This is a genomic window from Piscinibacter sp. XHJ-5 (assembly GCF_029855045.1).
Classification (GTDB): domain Bacteria; phylum Pseudomonadota; class Gammaproteobacteria; order Burkholderiales; family Burkholderiaceae_C; genus Albitalea.
Genome location: NZ_CP123228.1, coordinates 5,451,276 through 5,467,646, shown reverse-complemented (window position 1 = coordinate 5,467,646; position 16,371 = coordinate 5,451,276). Strand labels below are relative to the sequence as shown.

16 protein-coding genes are annotated in these 16,371 nt (G+C 71.3%); 6 read left to right on the top strand and 10 right to left on the bottom strand.

Annotation, left to right across the window (positions count from 1 at the left end; genetic code table 11):
• Nucleotides 1-40: 40 nt before the first annotated feature.
• From P7V53_RS25830 to P7V53_RS25815, 4 genes are read right to left on the bottom strand one after another with little or no spacing between them, the layout of a single operon-like run.
• The gene (locus P7V53_RS25830; protein WP_280152355.1) at nucleotides 41-2,554 is read right to left on the bottom strand and encodes an ABC transporter permease; all 2,514 of its coding nucleotides are present in this window, start codon (nucleotides 2,552-2,554) and stop codon (nucleotides 41-43) included.
• A 40-nt stretch (nucleotides 2,555-2,594) separates the two neighbouring features.
• Nucleotides 2,595-3,236 (bottom strand): ABC transporter ATP-binding protein, encoded by a 642-nt coding sequence (locus P7V53_RS25825; RefSeq protein WP_280156617.1) that lies wholly within the window; start codon nucleotides 3,234-3,236, stop codon nucleotides 2,595-2,597.
• Nucleotides 3,229-4,173, bottom strand: a complete 945-nt coding sequence (gene miaA, locus P7V53_RS25820) for a tRNA (adenosine(37)-N6)-dimethylallyltransferase MiaA (RefSeq protein WP_280152354.1) — start codon at nucleotides 4,171-4,173, stop codon at nucleotides 3,229-3,231. Before miaA ends, P7V53_RS25825 begins: the two co-directional genes overlap by 8 nt.
• Nucleotides 4,173-5,405: a multidrug effflux MFS transporter gene (locus P7V53_RS25815; RefSeq protein WP_280152353.1), complete on the bottom strand. Its 1,233-nt coding sequence runs from the start codon at nucleotides 5,403-5,405 to the stop codon at nucleotides 4,173-4,175. Before P7V53_RS25815 ends, miaA begins: the two co-directional genes overlap by 1 nt.
• Before the next feature lie 158 nt (nucleotides 5,406-5,563).
• Between P7V53_RS25815 and P7V53_RS25810 the strand changes: the two genes are divergently transcribed.
• Genes P7V53_RS25810 through rimI form a run of 4 tightly spaced genes read left to right on the top strand, consistent with a single transcriptional unit; the run spans nucleotide 5,564 to nucleotide 8,234 of the window.
• Nucleotides 5,564-5,965 carry a PA2779 family protein gene (locus P7V53_RS25810; RefSeq protein WP_280152352.1) on the top strand — a complete coding sequence of 134 codons (402 nt, stop codon included), beginning with the start codon at nucleotides 5,564-5,566 and terminating at the stop codon, nucleotides 5,963-5,965.
• 39 nt (nucleotides 5,966-6,004) lie between these two features.
• Nucleotides 6,005-6,976, top strand: a complete 972-nt coding sequence (locus tag P7V53_RS25805) for a PA2778 family cysteine peptidase (RefSeq protein ID WP_280152351.1) — start codon at nucleotides 6,005-6,007, stop codon at nucleotides 6,974-6,976.
• A gap of 3 nt (nucleotides 6,977-6,979) precedes the next feature.
• Nucleotides 6,980-7,735, top strand: coding sequence for a sulfite exporter TauE/SafE family protein (locus P7V53_RS25800; protein WP_280152350.1), 756 nt, complete (start codon nucleotides 6,980-6,982; stop codon nucleotides 7,733-7,735).
• A gap of 31 nt (nucleotides 7,736-7,766) precedes the next feature.
• Nucleotides 7,767-8,234: a ribosomal protein S18-alanine N-acetyltransferase gene (gene rimI, locus P7V53_RS25795; RefSeq protein WP_280152349.1), complete on the top strand. Its 468-nt coding sequence runs from the start codon at nucleotides 7,767-7,769 to the stop codon at nucleotides 8,232-8,234.
• 7 nt (nucleotides 8,235-8,241) lie between these two features.
• Here rimI and P7V53_RS25790 read toward each other — a convergent pair whose 3' ends face one another.
• The 3 genes from P7V53_RS25790 to mutL form a co-directional block, all read right to left on the bottom strand.
• On the bottom strand, nucleotides 8,242-8,979 hold the full coding sequence (locus P7V53_RS25790) for a pseudouridine synthase (protein ID WP_280152348.1): 738 nt from the start codon (nucleotides 8,977-8,979) through the stop codon (nucleotides 8,242-8,244).
• A 408-nt stretch (nucleotides 8,980-9,387) separates the two neighbouring features.
• Complete coding sequence (locus tag P7V53_RS25785; protein ID WP_280152347.1) at nucleotides 9,388-10,224, bottom strand: alpha/beta fold hydrolase; 837 nt, start codon at nucleotides 10,222-10,224, stop codon at nucleotides 9,388-9,390.
• A 31-nt stretch (nucleotides 10,225-10,255) separates the two neighbouring features.
• Nucleotides 10,256-12,061 carry a DNA mismatch repair endonuclease MutL gene (gene mutL, locus P7V53_RS25780; protein WP_280152346.1) on the bottom strand — a complete coding sequence of 602 codons (1,806 nt, stop codon included), beginning with the start codon at nucleotides 12,059-12,061 and terminating at the stop codon, nucleotides 10,256-10,258.
• A gap of 64 nt (nucleotides 12,062-12,125) precedes the next feature.
• Between mutL and P7V53_RS25775 the strand changes: the two genes are divergently transcribed.
• A complete protein-coding gene (locus P7V53_RS25775; protein ID WP_280152345.1) occupies nucleotides 12,126-12,770 on the top strand; it encodes a DedA family protein in 645 nt (214 codons plus the stop codon).
• A 45-nt stretch (nucleotides 12,771-12,815) separates the two neighbouring features.
• Here P7V53_RS25775 and P7V53_RS25770 read toward each other — a convergent pair whose 3' ends face one another.
• The 3 genes from P7V53_RS25770 to tsaE all read right to left on the bottom strand — a co-directional run bounded on the left by P7V53_RS25770 (nucleotide 12,816) and on the right by tsaE (nucleotide 15,225).
• Complete coding sequence (locus tag P7V53_RS25770) at nucleotides 12,816-13,325, bottom strand: GNAT family N-acetyltransferase (protein WP_280152344.1); 510 nt, start codon at nucleotides 13,323-13,325, stop codon at nucleotides 12,816-12,818.
• The gene (locus tag P7V53_RS25765) at nucleotides 13,322-14,656 is read right to left on the bottom strand and encodes an N-acetylmuramoyl-L-alanine amidase (protein ID WP_280156616.1); all 1,335 of its coding nucleotides are present in this window, start codon (nucleotides 14,654-14,656) and stop codon (nucleotides 13,322-13,324) included. The genes P7V53_RS25770 and P7V53_RS25765 overlap by 4 nt, the downstream gene beginning before the upstream one ends.
• Before the next feature lie 86 nt (nucleotides 14,657-14,742).
• Nucleotides 14,743-15,225, bottom strand: coding sequence for a tRNA (adenosine(37)-N6)-threonylcarbamoyltransferase complex ATPase subunit type 1 TsaE (gene tsaE, locus P7V53_RS25760; protein ID WP_280152343.1), 483 nt, complete (start codon nucleotides 15,223-15,225; stop codon nucleotides 14,743-14,745).
• On the opposite strand from tsaE, the gene queG reads away from it, so the two are divergent.
• Nucleotides 15,208-16,317, top strand: a complete 1,110-nt coding sequence (gene queG / locus P7V53_RS25755; RefSeq protein ID WP_280152342.1) for a tRNA epoxyqueuosine(34) reductase QueG — start codon at nucleotides 15,208-15,210, stop codon at nucleotides 16,315-16,317. The two genes, tsaE and queG, sit on opposite strands and share 18 nt — an antisense overlap.
• Nucleotides 16,318-16,371: the final 54 nt, after the last annotated feature.

The window sequence follows — 16,371 nt, the reverse complement described above, 5'->3', positions numbered from 1 at the left end:
GCCATCGCGCGCAACCAGCCGCGGCGGCTGAAGCCGGCCATCACCAGTCCTCCTTCACCGCCAGCGCCATGTGCGCACCGGCGGCGCTGCGCGCGGCGAGCCACGCGGTCAGCGTGCCGGCCATCACCACGGCGGCGCACAGCAGCGCGAGGCGGCCCCACGGCAGCAGCAGGTCCATCGTCCAGTGGAAGCTCTGCGGATTGACCACATGCACGAGCACCACGCTCACCGCCAGCCCGAGCAGCAGGCCCACCAGCGCGCCGGCGGCGGTCCAGACGGCGCCTTCGGCGGCGACCACCCCGAGGATCTGCGCGCGCGTGAGGCCCAGGTGCGCGAGCAGGCCGAATTCCTTGCGCCGCGCCAGCACCTGCGCCGAGAAGCTGGCGGCGATGCCGAACAGGCCGATCGCGATGGCCACCGCCTGCAGCCAGTACGTGACCGCGAAGCTGCGGTCGAAGATGCGCAGCGAGCTCGCGCGGATCTCGGCCGGCGCGGCGAACTCGAGCAGCGCCGGATCGAGTCCGGCGCGCGTGGCGATGTCGCGCAGCGCCTGCTGCACCGCCTCGGCGCGCGCGCCCGGCGCGAGCCACAGCGCCAGCTCGTTGATGCGCTGGTCGCGCGTCAGGCGGCGATAGTCGGCGAGCGCGAGCGCCACAGCGCCGTGCTGGCGCGCGTAGTCGCGCCACACGCCGCGCACGAACAGCGTCGCGCGGCTGCCGTCGGGCAGCGGCAGCGCGAGCCGCGTGCCGGGCGCCGCGCCGTACACGCTCACCATGGCCTCGCTCACGTAGGCGGCCATCTCGCCGGGCGGCGCGGGCAGGAGTTCGCCGACCAGCGGCAGCTCGCGCGCCGGATCGGCCAGGCGCCGCGCCAGCAGGCCGACCGCCGGCCGGCGCGGGTCGAGCACCACCGAGGTCGAGCGCTGCAGCTCCACGCGCGCCACGCCGGGCAGGCGCGACGCGCCCTCGACCACCGGCGAGGGCAGCACGACCACATCGCCGGCGGCGCCGGTGGCCACCGCGCGTGCATAGAGGTCGGCAGGCAGAAGCTCGTCCAGCCACTGCGTCACCGACGCGCGAAAGCTCGCCACCATCACGGTCAGCGCCACAGCGAGGCTCAGGCTGGCGACGACGCCGGCCACCGCCACCGTCGCCGTGTCCCGCTGATGCCGCGCGCGCTCCACCGCGAGCAGGGCGAGCGGGTGATGCGGGGGCCGCGTCGCCTTCAAGAGCAGCGATACGCCGAGCGGCACGCAGGCAATGCCGCCCAGCAGCAGGCAAGCCACCGCGGCATAGGCGGCGAGCGGCACGTCGGCGATCGGCGGCAGCAGCGCGAGGCCGACACCCGCGAGCAGCAACACCGGACCGAGCGCGACGAAGCCCGGCCGCACGTCGCCGGTGCCGAGTCCTTTCAGCGCCTGCGCCGGTGCAAGCCGCTGCGCCTGGCGCGCGGGCAGCCAACCGCCGACCACGGCGGCCGCGACACCCAGCGCGCCATAGGCCAGTGCCGCGGCGATGCCGAACTCCAGCGCCGGCGCGACGCCGGGAAAGTACCCGCCGCCGAGATCGCCGGCCAGCAAGCGCAGCGCCAGCGCCGCGAGCGCCGTGCCCAGTGCCAGTCCGAGCGCACTGCCGACCACGCCCAGCAGTGCCGACTCGGCCAGCACGAGCTGCAGCCGCTCGCGTCCGGAAAGTCCCAGCACGCCGAGCAGCGCGAGCTGCTGCTGCCGCTTGGCCACCGACAGCGACAGGATGGAGAACACGAGGAAGGCGCCGGTGAACAGCGCCACCAGCGCGAGCACGGTGAGATTGACGCGATAGGCGCGCGACACGTTGGAGACGCGCTGCGCACTCTCCTCGGGCGACGCGGCGCGCACGCCCGGCGGAAGCGGAAGCTCGCGCAGCACCGCATCGGGCTGCGCGCCCGGCACCAATCGAACGTCGATGCGCGTCAGGCGGCCCAGCCAGCCGAAGGCGGACTGCGCGCCCGCGATGTCCATGACGGCCAGCGGCAGTCCACCGGCAGCGATGCTGCCGCCGACCTGCAGCTCGACCGGCCCCGTGCCTGACTGCAGGCGCAGCCGGCCGATCGCGGGCAGGCGCCGGCGCGCCGGCTCGTTGAGAAAGACCATCCCCGGATCCAGCAGCGCAAGCCGGTCCACGCCGTCGGCCAGGCGCGGGATCAGGGCGGGCGACAGCGGCGCGGCCACGAGCGCGTCCAGCCCCAGCACGCGCAACGGCACCTTCTCGCCGCGCTCGTCGAAGGCGACCGTGTCGATCTCGATCACCGGGCTGGCCACGGCGACCTGCGGATGTGTCGCGACCCTCGCGTAGAGCGCTTCGTCGAAGCCCCCGCGCTGGCTGCGCAGCTCGAAGTCGGGCTGTCCGTTGACCGATCGCACGGCCGCGGCGAATTCGTGCAGCGCCGACTGGTTGATGAGCTGCACCGAGAAGGCCAGCGCGACGCCGAGAACGACGGCGAGCAATGCGGCCAGGTGGCGCCACGGGTGGTGGCGCAGCTCGGGCCACGAGAGCTGGCGCAGCAGGAGCAACATTCGCGTACTGTAGGTCGCGGTGGCAGGCTCGTTGCCAACGCTACGAGATGCCTTCCGCCGTGAGCGTCAGCACGCGGTCGGCATGTCCGGCCGCCATCTTCGAGTGCGTGACCAGCACGCACGCCGCATGGTGTTCGCGCACCTGGTCGGACAGCAGCTGCATGACTTTCTCGGCCGTGTGCGGGTCGAGGTTGCCGGTGGGCTCGTCGGCGAGGATGAGCCGCGGACCGTGCACCAGCGCCCGGGCGATCGCGACGCGCTGCAGCTGTCCGCCCGACAGCGTCTGCGGCAGGCGGCCGGCCAGGCCCGCCAGACCCACGGCGGCGAGCAGCGCGTCGACGCGCGTCGCATCGCCGCGGCGCTGCAGCAGCAAGGGCAGCGCCACGTTGTGGGCGACGCTGAGATGCGGCAGCACATGGAAGGCCTGGAACACGAAGCCCAGCTTCTCGCGGCGGAACAGCGCCTTGCGCGTGTCGTCCAGCACCGTGATCTCGCTGCCTTCGATGTGCACCGAACCGGCATCGACGCTGTCGAGTCCGGCGATGCAGTTCAGCAGCGTCGACTTGCCGACACCCGATTCGCCGAGCACGGCGACGAACTCGCCGGCCGCCACGTCGAGATCGACGCCGGAGAACACCGGCTCGCCGCCGTAGCCCTTCACCAGGCCGCGCACTTCAAGCAGCACGTTGCGCGCCTTTCTGCGCGAAGGACAGGGCGCGCCGCACCACCTGCTCGAGCGCATCCGGCGCATCGCAGGCCACGGTCTCGCGCTGCATGCCGCGCAGCCAGGTGAGCTGGCGCTTGGCCAGCTGCCGCGTGGCCGCGATGCCCCGCTCGCGGATGCCTTCGAGGGTCCCCGCGTCCAGCGCCTCCCAGATCTGGCGATAGCCGACGCAGCGCATCGACGGCTGGCCGAGGTGCAGGTCGCCCCGTGCACGCAGCCGCTGCACCTCGTCGACGAAACCGGCGGCCAGCATGGCATCGAAGCGGTCGGCGATGCGGCCATGCAGCCAGGCGCGATCGCCCGGCTCCAGCGAAATCATCGGGGCCGGCTCGCGCGCGGGCTTGTCGCCGCGGTGAAAGGACGACAGGGGTCGCCCGCTGACGCGCCACACCTCGAGTGCGCGCTGGATGCGCTGACTGTCGTGTCGGGGCAGCCGGGCGGCGGTGAGCGGATCGACGGCGGCGAGCCGGTCGTGCATCGCCGGCCAGCCTTCGCGCGCCGCTTCGGCGTCGAGCTCGGCGCGGATGGCGGGGTCGGAGGCGGGCATCTCGTCCAGTCCCTCGAACAGCGCCTTGAAGTACAGCATGGTGCCGCCGACGAGCAGCGCCAGATGGCCGCGGGCGCCTATCTCGTCGATCGATCGCGTCGCGTCCGCGACGAACTGCGCCGCCGAATACGCCTGCGTGGGCTCGATGATGTCGATGAGGTGATGCCGCACCTGCGCGCGCTCTGCCGGGCTGGGCTTGGCCGTGCCGACGTCCATGCCGCGATACACCAGCGCGGAGTCGACGCTGACGATTTCCACGGGCTGGGTGGTGCCGAGCGCATCGGCGATGGCGAGCGCCGCGGCCGTCTTGCCCGCGGCCGTCGGCCCGGCCAGGCACAGGCAGCGCATCAGGCGCTCTGGGCGATGGCCGCCATGCGCGGCTCGCCGTGCCACTGCACCAGCGTCCACGCCACCGCGGCGACGCCGATGCTGAACCCGCCCAGCCCCAGCGTGAGCGGATACACCGTGCCGTCGAGGGCGTGTCCGAGCCACAGGCCGATGGCGAAGGACACGGCCATCATGAGAAAGCCCGACAGCGCCGCAGCCGTGCCGGCCTTGTCCGGGAACGGCCCCACGGCGCCCACCTGCCCGCACGGCTGGTGGATGCCGTGCCCCAACGCATACGACCACAGCGGCACCAGGATGGCCCACACCGTGTGCACGCCCGCCAGGCTCAGCAGCGCGCACGACACGCCGCCGGTGATCGTGAAGAAGGCGCCGAGCCGGACCGTGCCCCGCAGGCCGCGCGACACCAGAAGCCGCCGGCAGAGGAGGGTGCCGGCGACATAGGCCATCGAGTTGGAGGCCATCACCGCGCCGTAGCCGATGCGCGACACGCCCAGCACGCCGATGAAGACGAATGACGAGGCGGCGAGGAAGACGAACAGGCCGCCGTAGGTCAGCGCGAGCAGCGACACCCAGGCGCGAAAGCCGGGATGGCGCGCGATGGCGAGCCAGTTGCGCAGCAGCGGAAGCAGCCGCGTCGCCTCGGGGTTGCGCCGCGGCACGGTCTCCTCGAAGCGCCAGGCGATGAACGCGAGCGTCGCCGCGCCGAACAGCGCGATCGCGAGCAGGGTGCTGCGCCAATGCAGCCATTGCACCGCCACGCCGCCGATCAGCGGGCTCAGCATCGCGATGACGCCCAGTCCGCCGAGTGCGCGCGACATCACGCGCGCGCCCTGGTGCGGCTCGAACAGGTCTCGCACGATGGACCGCCCGCAGGTGACCGCCGCGGCCATGGCCGCACCCTGGAGCACGCGCCAGCCGATCAGCCACTCGATGGCAGGCGCGAAGGCGGCCAGCACGCTGGCGACGGTGTACAGGGCCATTCCGGCCAGCAGCACCGGGCGCCGCCCGTAGCGGTCGGCAAGCGGTCCGCATGCGAGCTGCGCGACACCGAAGCTCAGGATCAACGCCGACAGCGTGAGCTGCGCCGATGCGATGCCGGTGTGCAGCGCCGCGGCCAGCGTCGGCAACGCCGGCAGGTAGAGGTCGGTGGTGACCGGTTGGATGCCCAGCAGCAGCGTGAGCATGGCCACGACCACCGGCGCCGGCATCGCGGTGCGGGGAGAAGACGTCATGCCGTGCAGCGTAGCAGCGGCGCCCGCGTGTTGCGTCGGCGCCTCAAGGTTTCAACCCGTGACCGCCGGCGTCTGCGGGCATGGTTACGATGGTCACTCGCTGCAAATGTTTGCTGCAGCGCGACAACATCACATCACGTCCGCAGAAAGGAACGTCCATGAAACGAACGACTCGTTGGATCACCAGCCTGGTCGCCGCATGCCTCAGCTTTGCCGGCTTCATGCACAGCGCACAGGCCACGCTGGTCACCACCGAACAGGTGGCGGCGAGCGAAGGGGTGCGCAGCGCCACCGCACAGCGGGCCTATGTCAACGCCACACTGGATCGCGCCGACGTGGCTGCCGGACTGGCCGAGCGCGGCGTCAGCGTCGATCAGGCGCGGGCGCGGGTCGCGGCGCTGACCGACGATGAAGTGGCCCAGGTCGCGTACACGCTGGACACCGCGCCGGCGGGCGCATCCGATGTGCTCGGCATCATCCTCACGGTGTTCATCGTGCTGCTGATCACCGACATCCTCGGCTTCACGAAGGTATTCCCCTTCACCCGTTCCATCCGCTGAAGAACGCGGGCGCGCCGCGTCCGCCTTCTCTTGATCGCGATGTTCTTGCCGACCCTTGCAGCGCGGCCACTTCGGTGGGCCGCGCTGTTTCTTTGTGCGCTGGTCGTGGCCCTCGGCGGCTGCGCAGTGCAGACGCAGGCGCTGCGCGCGCAGTCGCCCCCCGGACTCGTTCGCGCCGCGGAGCTGGCTGACACGCCGTTCTTCGCGCAGACCGAATACCACTGCGGTCCGGCGGCACTGGCCACCGTGCTGGGCGCAGCCGGCCTGCCGGCCGATCCCGCCGTGCTCGGCGAGCAGGTGTTCCTGCCGGCGCGCACCGGCACCCTGCAGATCGAGATGATCGCCGGCGCGCGTCGCCAGGGGGCGGTCGCGACCCGCGTGCCGCCCGCGCTGGAGGCCGTGCTGCGCGAGGTGCAGGCCGGCCATCCGGTGGCGGTGCTGCTGAACCTGGGCTTGTCGTTCGCGCCGGCCTGGCACTACGCCGTGCTGGTGGGCTACGACCTCGACGCCGGCGACGCGGTGCTGCGATCGGGCGCCACGCGCCGCGCGGTGATGCCGCTGCGCACCTTCGAGCACACATGGACGCGGTCCGGCTCGTGGGCCTTCGTCGCGCTGCCGCCGGGACAGTGGCCGTCCACCGCGCAGGAGAGCGCCGTCGTCGAGGCGAGCGTCGGTTTCGAGCGCAACGCGTCACCCGTGCAGGCGGTGGCCGTGTACCGCAGCGCGCTGACGCGCTGGCCGGCGAACCTGACCCTGCGGATGGGACTGGGAAACACCTTGCATGCGGCCGGCGACAAGGCCGGCGCCGCCGAGGCATTCGCGGCCGCGGCGCGCGAGCACCACAGCGCGCCGGCATCGATCAACCTGGCCAGCACCCTGCTCGAGCTGGGACGCACCGACGAAGCCATCGCCGCCGCGCGCGATGCAGTCGCGGCGAGCGATGCTGCCTGGCGAGCACAAGCCGACGCCGTGCTGGCCCAGGCATTGGCCGCCCGGCCGGCCGCTCGTTAGGCGATGGACGCGCCGATCGCGATCGTCGCGCTCGGCGCCGCCTTGGCGGGTTTCGTCCAGGGCCTGTCGGGCTTTGCGTTCGGCCTGGTCGCCACGTCGGTCTGGATCTGGGTGCTGCAGCCGCAGCTCGCCGCCGCGATGGCCGTGTTCGGCGCCCTGACAGGCCAGGTCATCGCCGCGCTCACCGTGCGCCGCGGCTTCCACTGGCGGCTGCTGCTGCCGTTCCTCGCCGGCGGCGCGGCCGGCGTGCCGCTCGGCGTCCTGCTGCTGCCGCGGCTCGACGTGCCGGCCTTCAGGACGCTGCTCGGCCTGCTGCTGGTCGTGTGGTGCCCGCTGATGCTGATGGCCCCACGGCTGCCTCGCGTGCGCAGGGGTGGTCGCTTCGCCGATGCGATCGCCGGTGCGCTAGGCGGCGTGATGGGCGGCATCGGCGGCTACACCGGGGTCATTCCGACCCTGTGGTGCACGCTGCGCGGCTTCGACAAGGATGCGCAGCGCGCGGTGGTGCAGAACTTCAACCTCGCGGCGCTTGCCGTCGCGATGGGCGGCTATCTCGCCGGCGGCGTCGTCACGCGCGAGATGATCCCGATGTTCGCCGTCGTCGCGCCGGCGATGCTGATCCCCACGCTGATCGGCACGCGCGTCTACATCGGCATCAGCGAGGCGAGATTCCGCCAGATCGTTCTGGCCCTGCTCACCGTCTCGGGCGTCGCGATGCTCGCCTCCACCTGGCCCGAATGGGCGCGCCGACTGTCGTGATAGGGTTGGGGGCCGTTGCAGGAGTCCCGACGTGATCGACCAGTACGACATCAGCCTCGCCATTGCGTCCGATGCGGCGGCGATCTCCGAGCTGTCGCGCGATGCCATCGAACAGGGCCTGCCGTGGAGCTGGACCGCCCGCCGGGTCGCGCGCAGCATCCGCGACCGCTCGACCAACGTCGTCGTCGCCCGGCAAGCGCGCTCGCTGATCGGCTTCGCGATCATGAAGTACGAGGAAGAGGAAGCGCACCTGCTGCTGCTCGCGGTGCAGGCGGCGCAGCGCCGCAAGGGCGTGGGCTCGGCGCTGCTGGCATGGCTGGAGGCGACCGTCGGTGTCGCGGGCATCGGCATCGTTCGACTCGAGACCCGCGCGCGCAACGACGAGGCGCGTTCGTTCTACCGCCACCACGGCTTCGAGGAAGTCGGCCTGCACGAGGGCTACTACCAGGGCGTGGAGGACGCAATGCGGATGACGAAGGACCTGCGCCGCTGGGCCTGATCGATCGTCAGCCGAACCGCTCGTCCGCCCGCAGGTACCGCCACCGTCCCGGCGGCAGATCGCCCAGCATCACGCCGCCGATGCGCACGCGCTTCAACCCGATCACCTTCAGCCCGACGGCTTCGCACATGCGGCGGATCTGCCGCTTCTTGCCTTCCTTCAGCACGAAGCGCAGCTGATCGGCGTTCAGCCACTCGACCTTCGCGGGACGCAGGGGTTCGCCGTCGAGCTCGAGGCCATGGTTGAGCAGTGCGAGCTGCTCGTCGCCCGGAGTTGCGCCGCCGGGCTTCTCGACCCGCACGAGATACTCCTTCTCGATGTCGCTGTCCTCGCCGATGAGCTGTCGGGCGATGCGACCGTCCTGCGTCAGCACCAGCAGCCCGACCGAGTCGATGTCGAGCCGGCCGGCCGGCGCGAGGCCGCGCAGATGCTCGCGCAGGAAGCGGATGCCGGATTGATCCTCGCGCCACTGGTTCTGCGGCGTCACCAGCACGACGGCCGGCTCGTAGCCGTCCTCGGCCTGGCCGCTGACGTAGCCGACCGGCTTGTTCAGCAGCACCGTGACCTTCTGCGCCTGCTGGAACTTGGCCTGTGCATCGACCGTGACGTGCTGACCCGGCAGCACCCGCGATCCCAGCTCGCGAACCACCTGCCCGTCGACACGCACCCAGCCCTTGGCGATCCATTCGTCGGCTTCGCGGCGCGAGGCAATGCCCAGCTCGCTCATGCGCTTGGACAGCCGCATGCTGCCGGGTGCATCGTCGGCGGGTTCGCGCGCGGGCGGGCGGCGCGGCGCGTCGAAGGCGGTGTTCGGCTGGCGCCGGTCGGGAGCGGGTGGACGAGGGCGCGGCGGGGGCGGCGCGGGCACCCTGTCCCGCCGCGGCGGCACAGGCAGTTGCGGCCCCCTCTCCCTCGGCGCGGTAGAGGGCGGGGTGTGAGGGCCCGGCTGCCGCACCGCGTCGCGCTCGGCGCGCTGCGCCTGCGCTTCGGCGAGGGTCGGGCGCTTGCGCGGTGCGGAGCCGGCCCCGCGCACGGGCGGCCTCGAGGCTCGGGGCGCTTTCGCGGCGGGTGACTTCTTCAGCTTCAGCGTGGCCATGCGGTATTGTCGCGGCCTTGCGCCCGCGGTCCGGATGGCGCTTCGCTTCACCCCCACCTACAAGCCGAACAGCTCCTTCAAGGCCTCGCGGTATTGCGGCTGCCCCAAGGTGTTGGTGCTGTAGTGCGTGCCGCCGTCGACCAGCACGAATTTCTTCGGCGAGCGCACGCGTTCGAACAACGCGCGCCCCAGCTCCGGGCGGATGAGGCCGTCACGGCTGCCGTGCACCACGAGCACAGGAGCCTTCACGCGCTCGATCTTGCTGGCGGAGTCGAAGCGCTGGGTGATCAGCGCGGTCACGGGCAGCCAGCCCCACTTCATCGACTGGAAGACCTCGGCGATCGAGGTGAACGTGCCCTCGACGATGAGCCCGCGGGCATCGGGCACTTCGCTCGCCAGCTGAACGGCGATGGCGCCGCCCAGCGAGTGCCCGAAGATGTAGCGCGGGCTGTCGGGATGCGTCTTCGCCAGCCATTGCCAGGCGGCGCGTGCGTCTTCGTACACGATGGACTCGGACGGCAGCTCGTCGCCGCTCAGGCCGAAGCCGCGGTAGTCGATGGCAAGCACCGAGAAGCCGAGCTCGCGCATGTGCTCGATGCGCCAGGTGCTGGCGTGGATGCTGCGGCCGGCGCCGTGCAGGTACAGCAGCACCGGCGCCTTTGCATCCTCGTGCGCGAACCACACGCCGTGCAGCTTGACGGCCGAGCCGGTTTCGGCCGAGTCGTAGCGGATCCACACCGTGCGCCGGTCGTCGGCATCCTCGAGCGCCGACGCATACGGGCGCACGTTGAAGATCCATTTGCGCTGCTGGGCATCGAGGCTGGTGCAGCCGGCGAACGTCGCGGCTGCGAGAAGGGCGACGGCAGGCCATCGCCAGCGGATCAGATTCGGCATGCGCAACTGAGCGGTGGAGCACCGGGAAAGTTCAGCGGCCGCGCCAGAACATGCCGTCCAGTTCACGAATCGTGATCTGCCGCCAGGTCGGCCGGCCATGGTTGCACTGGTCGGCGCGTTCCGTGCGCTCCATGTCGCGCAGCAGCGCGTCCATCTCGGCCAGCGTCAGCTGGCGGTTCGCGCGAATCGCCCCGTGGCAGGCCATGGTCGACAGGATCTCGTGCTGCGCGCGCTCGATGACGCTGCTCGCGTCGTACTGCGACAGCTCGGCGAGCACGCTGCGCGCCAGCTCGACCACGTCGCCGCCGGCCAATGCCGCCGGGCGCGAGCGGATCGCGAGCACGCTGGGCGACAGCGCCGAGATGTCGATGCCGAGCGTATGCAGCGTCTCGGCCTGCGCCTCGGCGGTGGCGATCTCCTGCGGCGTGGCCGCGAACGTCGCCGGGATCAGCAGCGGCTGAGCTTCGATGCGCGCCGCATCCAGGCTGGCCTTGAGCCGTTCGTACACGATGCGCTCGTGCGCCGCGTGCATGTCGACGACGATCAGCCCCTGGGCGTTCTCGGCGACGATGTAGATGCCGGCGATCTGTGCGATGGCGCGGCCCAGCGGCCACTCGGTGTCGGCCGGCAGCGGCGCGACGGGTGCCTGCACCGCGGCGCGCGACGCCGACCATGCGGCCGGGGGCTCCTGCGCATACAGCACGGCCGCCTGCTGCAACGCCAGATGGCCCTGCACCGTGGGGCGGGGCGCGTCGAAGAAGCCGCGGCCCAGCGGCGGCGCGGGGACCGGGGCGGCGCTGTCGAGAGACGATTCGCGCTGCTCGTCGCCTGCGCGCGGCACCGCCAGCGCCGACTCCACCGCCCGCCGCACCGCCTGATGCACCTCGCGCGAATCGCGAAAGCGCACCTCGATCTTGGTCGGATGCACGTTGACGTCGACACGGTCCGGCGCGATCTCGATGAACAGCGCATACGCCGGCTGCCGCCCGCCGTGCAGAACGTCCTCGTAGGCCGAGCGCACGCCGTGCGCGATGAGCTTGTCGCGCACGAAGCGGCCGTTGACGTACACGTACTGCTGGTCGGCGCGCGTGCGAGCGGACTCCGGCGTGCCGGCTCGCCCGACGATGCGCAGCACGCCGAGGTCGAGGGCGACCGGCCGGCTGGCCTCGATGAAGTCCGCGCCCAGCACGTCCTGCAGCCGCGCTTCGGCCGTGGCGCGGCGCCACTGCTGCACCAGCTTGCCCTCGTGCCACAGCGCGAAGCTCACGTCGGGGCGCGTGAGCGCGTGACGCCGCACCGCTTCGACGCAGTGCGCGAGCTCGGTCGATTCGGTCTTGAGGAACTTGCGCCGCGCCGGCGTGCTGAAGAACAGCTCGCGCACCTCGACGCTGGTGCCGACGCCGCGCGCTGCCGGCACGAGCTCGCCGGTGCGCGCGTCGAGACGTTGCGCGTGCGGCGCCTGGGCGATGCGGCTGGCGATGCTCAGCTCGGCCACCGACCCGATCGCGGCCAGCGCCTCGCCGCGAAAGCCCATCGTGGAGACGCTTTCCAGATCGACCAGCGAAGCGATCTTGCTGGTCGCGTGGCGCCGCAGCGCCAGCGGCAGCTCCTCGCTCGGGATGCCGCAGCCGTCGTCCTCGACCACGATGGCGCGGATGCCGCCGCCGACAAGCTTGACGGTGATCTCGGTGGCGCCGGCGTCGAGCGCGTTGTCGACCAGCTCCCGCACCACCGAGGCCGGCCGCTCCACCACCTCGCCGGCGGCGATCTGGCTGATCAGCTCGTCGGGCAGCTCACGGATGGGGCGGCGGGGTGCCGCCGAGAGCACGGCATTCATCGGGCGCGATTGTAGAAGGGCGGTCGCACCGGCCGGCGTCGCGAGGCGCCGATAATCCGCCGCCATGGACTTCATCGCGCCGCTGATCGACTTCATCCTGCATGTCGACGTCCACCTCGCGAACTTCGTGCAGGCCTACGGCACGTGGGTGTATGCGCTGCTGTTCGCGATCATCTTCGTCGAGACCGGCGTGGTCGTCATGCCATTCCTGCCCGGTGACTCGCTGCTGTTCGTCGTCGGCGCGCTGTGCGGCGCCGGTCTGATGAACCTGCCGCTGTCGATCGGGCTGCTGACGGCCGCCGCCATTCTCGGCAACCAGAGCAACTACACCATCGGCCGCTATTTCGGGCCCAAGGTGTTCCAGTGGGAGAGCTCGCGCTTCTTCAACAAGCGGGCCTTCGAGCAGGCGCACGAGTTCTACGAGAAGTACGGCGGGATCACCATCGTGCTGGCGCGCTTCATGCCGTTCCTTCGCACCTTCGCGCCCTTTGTCGCCGGGGTCGCGCAGATGACGCGAAGAAAGTTCACGTTCTACGACGTGACCGGCGGCTCGCTGTGGGTCGGCGGCGTCACGCTCGCCGGCTACCTGTTCGGCAACATCCCGTGGGTCAAGGACAACCTCGACAAGATCATCTGGGCAATGATCATCCTGCCCGGGCTGATCGCGATCTTCGGGGCGTGGAAGGGGCGGCGGCGCCAGCTCGCCTAGGACGTGGCAGGCACCCCGGCGCGAGGCCCCGAGCGTCGACAGGGCCTAGGCGGTCGCGAACAGCCTGATCTCCTCGTCGTTGCCGGGCAGGGTGACCATGCGCACGAAGCGCAGGCCGATCTTCTCCAGCAGGCGGATCGAGGCGTGGTTGTCCACCGACGTGATCGCGACCACGCGCGACAGCCCCAGCACGGCGCGGGCATGGTCCATCACCGCCGACGCCGACTCGAGCGCGTACCCCTTGCGGCCGTGGCGCTCGAGGAAGGCGAAGCCGATGTCGACGTCGCTCAGCCCGTCGCGCTTGATCAGGCCGCACATGCCGAGCGGCGTGCCGTCCGCCTTCAGCTCGACGAGGAACAGCCCGAAGCCGTGCCGCTCGATCATCGCGGCCGGGCCGTTGCGGATGTAGTCGCGCGCTCCCTGGAGGGTTCGCACGCCGCGATCGCCGATGAAGCGCAGCCAGCCCGGCTCGTTGAGCAGCTCCAGGATGAACGCCGCATCGTCGGCCTCGATGTGGCGCAGCACCAGCCGCTCGGTCTCCAGCACCTTCGTCACAGCGCGCGCTGCCGTGCAAGCGGCGGATTCTTCGCGAAGTAGCGCTTGATGCCGACGGTCAGTGCATCGACGAGCTGGGCCTGGTAGTCCGGGTCGCGCAATCTGGATTCCTCCTGCGGGTTGGAAATGAAGGCCGTCTCGACGAGGATCGAGGGGATGTCGGGTGCCTTCAGCACCGCGAAGCCTGCCTGCTCGACACGCGGCTTGTGCAGCTTGCCGACCTTGCCGATCTGCCCCAGCACCTCGCCACCGAGCTTGAGGCTGTCCTTGATCTGCGCCGTGGTGCTCATGTCGAGCAGCGCGCGTGCCACCGCAGCGTCGCGCGACTTGATGTTGACGCCGCCGACCAGGTCGGCGGCGTTCTCCTTGTCGGCGATCCAGCGCGCGGTGGCGCTGCTGGCCGCGCCGTGGCTCAGCGCGAACACCGACGCGCCGCGTGCTTCCGGCGTCATGAAGGCGTCGGCGTGGATGGACACGAAGAGATCGGCCTGCACGCGCCGGGCCTTGCGCACGCGCTCGTGCAGCGGCACGAAGAAATCCGCGTCGCGGGTGAGCATGGCGCGCATGCCGGACACCGCATTGATTCGATCGCGCAGCTGCAGCGCCACCTGCAGCACCACGTCCTTCTCGCGCAGCCCGCTCGGGCCGATGGCGCCGGGATCCTCGCCGCCGTGGCCGGGGTCCAGCGCCACGATGATGAGACGGTCCACCTTGCCGGCGCCCGGCGGCGCGACCGCGGGCGGCAGCGCCGAGGAAGCCGAGGCGACCGGCGGCACCGCCACCTCCGGTCCCGGAGCGGCGAGCGGCGGCTTGGGCGCGGTGGCGACCGACGGCGGCTTGTCGAGCTTGTCGATGAATTCGCCGAGCGCGTCCTGCACCGCCTTGGCGGCCTGTTGGTCGGCGCTTTCCTTTTCGCGGATCAGCGCCAGCAGCGGATCGCGCTCGTGCGTCGGGTGCAGGTCGAACACCAGGCGGTGCTGGTAGGCGGCCACCGGCGCCAGCGTGAACACCTGCGGCGCGGTCGACTGCTTCAGGTCGATGACCAGGCGCACGATGCGCGGCCGGTTCTGTCCGACCCGCACGCCGGCGATATAGGGATCGTCGGAGCGCACCTTGCCGACGATCTCGCGCAGCTCGGGGCTGAGCTCCAGGCCCTCGACGTCGATGACCAGGCGCGAGGGGTTGTCGGCCATGAAGTGCCGGGCCGCGAGCGCCGTGTCGGATTCGATGGTGACCCGCGTGTAGTCGGAGGCGGGCCACACGCGCACGGCGACGATGCTGGCGCCGTAGGCCAGCTCGCGGGCGCCGAGCAGCAGCACGAGGCCGCCCATGGACTGCAAGGCGGCGCGTCGCGAGAGGCCGCGAGCAGCGGCGGTCTGCCCGCTCTCGTGCTCGCCCCTGGTGCGGCCCGGCGGGCTCACGGGAGCAGCTCCCGGCCGAGCGGCGTCAGTGCGGCCATGCCCACGTCGCGGCGCTCGTTGTCGCCCAGCGCGATCGCCACGCGCAGGTCGGGCAGCGGCAACAGGCCATGGGCCTTCTCGGGCCATTCGGCGAGCTTCAGGCCCTCGGCGGCGAAGACATCGCGAAAGCCGGCGTCTTCCCATTCCTGCGGGTCGTTGAAGCGGTAGAAGTCGAAGTGCCAGGCAGGCAGGCCGGGCAGCTCGTAGGGCTCCATCACGGCGTAGGTGGGACTCTTGATGCGCCCCGGCACGCCGAGCGCGTGCAGCAGGTGGCGCACGAAGGTCGTCTTGCCCGCGCCCAGCGTGCCGTGCAGCTCGACGAAGGCGCGCCGCAGCGCGGGCCGGGACGCGAGCGCCGCCGCCGTGGCGGCGCAATCGCCCTCGTCGGACCAGACGAGGTTGGCGCTTCCTAGAATCGGCGAATGACCGGTGCTGCTCAAGTGGCTGTGGACCAGACGTTGTTGTCGCGCCTGCGGGAGTGGGCGTCGGCGCTCGGATTTTCCCAGATCGGTGTTGCCGACGTGGACCTGTCGGCCGCCGAGCCCGGGCTCTCGCAATGGCTGCTCAACGGCTTTCACGGCGCGATGGATTACATGGCCGCGCACGGACTCAAGCGCGCCCGGCCCGCCGAGCTGGTGCCCGGCACGGTGCGCGTGATCACCGCCCGCATGGACTATCTGCCGCGTACCGCCGCCGAAGGCTGGCAGGCCGTCGAATGGCAGCGTCTGGCCGACCCCGGGCAGGCCGTCGTCTCCATCTACGCACGGGGTCGCGACTATCACAAGGTGTTGCGCTCGCGTCTGCAGAAGCTGGCCGACAGGCTGGCCGACGAGGTCGGTCCCGTCGGCCATCGGGTCTTCACCGATTCAGCGCCGGTGCTCGAGGTCGAGCTGGCATCGCGCAGCGGCATCGGCTGGCGCGGCAAGCACACGCTGGTGCTTCACCGCGACGCCGGGTCGATGTTCTTCCTCGGCGAGATCTACGTCGACTTCCCGCTGCCCGTCACGCCGCCGGTGGATGCGCACTGCGGAAGCTGCCGCGCCTGCATCGACGTCTGCCCGACGCAGGCGATCGTGGCCCCGTACCGCCTCGACGCGCGGCGCTGCATCTCGTACCTGACGATCGAGCATGCCGGCCCCATTCCGGCCGAGCTGCGGCCGCTGATCGGCAACCGCATCTACGGCTGCGACGACTGCCAGCTCGTCTGCCCATGGAACAAGTACGCCCGGCGCAGCGCGCTGCCCGACTTCGACGCGCGCGAGCCACTGTCGGGAGCGAGCCTGCTCCAACTATGGCAGTGGACCGAGGCGGAGTTCCTGCGGCACACCGAAGGCAGCGCGATCCGGCGCATCGGCCACGAGCGGTGGCAGCGCAATCTGGCGGTGGCGATCGGCAATGCACTGCGCACGCGTCCCGATGGGGCTCTGCGGGCTGCGTTGACCGCGGGCCGCGAGGCCGCCACGCCGCTGGTGCGCGAGCACATCGACTGGGCCTTGTCAGCACCGAGGGAAACCGAGGGGGCCGCTTCGTAGTTCCCACAATCCCAAAGTCCGGCACGGGTTGCACCATCGCGCCGGATCCGTCCG

Coding starts and splice junctions, on each gene's coding strand:
- P7V53_RS25830 (WP_280152355.1), bottom strand. CDS start 2,554: ATGTTGCTCCTGCTGCGCCAGCTCTCGTGGCCCGAGCTGCGCCACCAC.
- miaA (WP_280152354.1), bottom strand. CDS start 4,173: ATGCGCTGCCTGTGCCTGGCCGGGCCGACGGCCGCGGGCAAGACGGCC.
- P7V53_RS25815 (WP_280152353.1), bottom strand. CDS start 5,405: ATGACGTCTTCTCCCCGCACCGCGATGCCGGCGCCGGTGGTCGTGGCC.
- P7V53_RS25810 (WP_280152352.1), top strand. CDS start 5,564: ATGAAACGAACGACTCGTTGGATCACCAGCCTGGTCGCCGCATGCCTC.
- P7V53_RS25805 (WP_280152351.1), top strand. CDS start 6,005: ATGTTCTTGCCGACCCTTGCAGCGCGGCCACTTCGGTGGGCCGCGCTG.
- P7V53_RS25800 (WP_280152350.1), top strand. CDS start 6,980: ATGGACGCGCCGATCGCGATCGTCGCGCTCGGCGCCGCCTTGGCGGGT.
- P7V53_RS25790 (WP_280152348.1), bottom strand. CDS start 8,979: ATGCGGCTGTCCAAGCGCATGAGCGAGCTGGGCATTGCCTCGCGCCGC.
- P7V53_RS25785 (WP_280152347.1), bottom strand. CDS start 10,224: ATGCCGAATCTGATCCGCTGGCGATGGCCTGCCGTCGCCCTTCTCGCA.
- mutL (WP_280152346.1), bottom strand. CDS start 12,061: ATGAATGCCGTGCTCTCGGCGGCACCCCGCCGCCCCATCCGTGAGCTG.
- P7V53_RS25775 (WP_280152345.1), top strand. CDS start 12,126: ATGGACTTCATCGCGCCGCTGATCGACTTCATCCTGCATGTCGACGTC.
- P7V53_RS25765 (WP_280156616.1), bottom strand. CDS start 14,656: ATGGGCGGCCTCGTGCTGCTGCTCGGCGCCCGCGAGCTGGCCTACGGC.
- queG (WP_280152342.1), top strand. CDS start 15,208: ATGACCGGTGCTGCTCAAGTGGCTGTGGACCAGACGTTGTTGTCGCGC.